The following is a 1,775-nucleotide window of genomic DNA, read 5'->3' on the forward strand; positions in this document are numbered from 1 at the left end:
ATTTATAACCGATTGAATTTATTCCGTTATGGGATTTCCCATATCGGGATTTTGAACTACCTGAAAATCCTCGGTAGTTTAGCTGTCAACTCCGAGTTGACCACTGATAGAAATAGAAAAGCCCCGCGAGTGCGAGGCTATAAATTTATTCCGACCTCTCAGCCGGAGTGGTTCGAGTAGGCGAAAATCTTTCGCTTGACGAACTAGACGGTTCAGTAACAAGCGCCGCCTCGGTTTCTCTTGTTACTCTGCTTTCGGTTTTACCTCCCGAGCATAACACAAAATATACACTTAAATTTCTCAAAATCAAGCTAATTTAGAAAATATTTATATTTAGTGATATATTTCGCAGTTTTCTTTTCTAATTTCCCTCTTAATCGCGTAATACATTTCCTCTTCCAATAGCTCTTCTGACCATGTAGCGCGTTTCCTAGCCCATTGGACATCACAGCCAGTCACCCCTGATAACTCACGGGCAATCTTTTGCGGGCATTTGCGCTCACAATATCGTTTAATAGCGATATCACGAATAGGATTACCCCGCTTAAACGTCTTATTCAGAACCATTTCAACAAAGGCGGCATCATCTGATTCTTTGGCGAGAGCAATGATGTCGCTTAATGTTTGCTTGGGGTTTAGAACTTCATGAGCCTTCTGAAATAACTCATCGCCTTCGTAGCCTAGTTTATGCAGATCTTTCACTACCTTGACGATTCGCTCACCTTCGGCATCAGTCCAGTCTTCACGAGTCATTAAGCGGCCTATGACGCTACAGTCTCCACCAGGATATTCATTCCCCCCATATTGCTTACCCCAAATCATTAGTAAATATCTGACCCAAACACGCTGACTTGGTGTGATTGTTTTCCAGCCTTTACCCCACACCCGACGTAAATCTTTCTTGTTGGCTACATAGGCCAGCAACGGGAATGATTCTTTACTCCTCATCTTATTCCTCTCTGGTTCCCTTTCAGCTTTGATTTTGTCATCAGTACTCCATTGCATATAACGTGATACTGACATTTAAAATCACGTGCGAATTTGCCAACTGTCATTCTGTTAATACCCAATTCACGAGCTAACTGAGTTTGATTACCTCTGTGCTTTATGAGCAGGTCGGGAATTGATGTCATTTCAAATATCATGCTGCCTCCCGTTTCAGTGTCTTTAATTTCTCCTGAAACTCAGCTTTAATCGCCTTGCACTCCTCAATCGTCCATCGGTGCCGATCATGATTGGATTCGATAGCCTCCACCGCTGCCAGACCGATTCGCCGAATTAGCTCCACCCTGTACGGAACCAGATTCCCCGATTTATGCTGATTACAGACAATGCACTGGCGATGAATATTCCGCTCATCGAATCTCAGTTGTGGCGCTGCTGACGTCGTCCGGTAATGCCCCGCATCCCATTGAGCAGACGTATACGTACCACAAGAAACACACGGTAAATCGCAGTCTCGTTCTCTGATATAGGCATTGACTGAGTGCTGGGCTTGTTGAATCCAATAACTGCGGGGTTTTACTGAGAGTTTGCGGGCTTTGAGTTTATCACGGGCTAACTTCTGCTTGATGATATTGTCTTTCTTTCGTCGTCGTTCCTGTTCCTCTCGTTTTTTCTGCTCTTGCTTCCTACCTCTGGCTATTGCACACTGAATTGAGCAGGTATTTTGTAATTGCCGTTCTGGTTGATACCACTCACTGCATTCTTTACATTTCCGTTGTCGAAACTTTGCCACCTTATCCCCCTAACACCAATCCCATAATCAGCATGAG

The 1,775-nt window shown here is 44.1% G+C and carries 4 protein-coding genes; 1 reads left to right on the forward strand and 3 read right to left on the reverse strand.

Features of this window, described 5'->3' with window-relative positions; translation table 11 throughout:
- Positions 1-180: hypothetical protein (locus tag IQ211_RS19790; RefSeq protein WP_228011627.1), on the forward strand; the 180-nt coding region annotated here is incomplete at its 5' end.
- A 153-nt stretch (positions 181-333) separates the two neighbouring features.
- Here IQ211_RS19790 and IQ211_RS19065 read toward each other — a convergent pair.
- The 3 genes from IQ211_RS19065 to IQ211_RS19075 are packed head-to-tail and all read right to left on the reverse strand — an operon-like array spanning position 334 to position 1,738.
- On the reverse strand, positions 334-1,023 hold the full coding sequence (locus IQ211_RS19065; RefSeq protein ID WP_311062333.1) for a hypothetical protein: 690 nt from the start codon (positions 1,021-1,023) through the stop codon (positions 334-336).
- Positions 945-1,145, reverse strand: coding sequence for a helix-turn-helix domain-containing protein (locus IQ211_RS19070; protein ID WP_189761367.1), 201 nt, complete (start codon positions 1,143-1,145; stop codon positions 945-947). The genes IQ211_RS19065 and IQ211_RS19070 overlap by 79 nt, the downstream gene beginning before the upstream one ends.
- The gene (locus tag IQ211_RS19075; RefSeq protein ID WP_189761368.1) at positions 1,142-1,738 is read right to left on the reverse strand and encodes a recombination protein NinG; all 597 of its coding nucleotides are present in this window, start codon (positions 1,736-1,738) and stop codon (positions 1,142-1,144) included. The genes IQ211_RS19070 and IQ211_RS19075 overlap by 4 nt, the downstream gene beginning before the upstream one ends.
- Positions 1,739-1,775: the final 37 nt, after the last annotated feature.

Source organism: Xenorhabdus griffiniae (assembly GCF_015163655.1).
GTDB classification, from domain to species: domain Bacteria; phylum Pseudomonadota; class Gammaproteobacteria; order Enterobacterales; family Enterobacteriaceae; genus Xenorhabdus; species Xenorhabdus griffiniae.

Bases quoted from the DNA above. Each gene is read 5' to 3' on its own strand.
- IQ211_RS19070 (WP_189761367.1), bottom strand. From the start codon at position 1,145: ATGATATTTGAAATGACATCAATTCCCGACCTGCTCATAAAGCACAGA.
- IQ211_RS19065 (WP_311062333.1), bottom strand. From the start codon at position 1,023: ATGTCAGTATCACGTTATATGCAATGGAGTACTGATGACAAAATCAAA.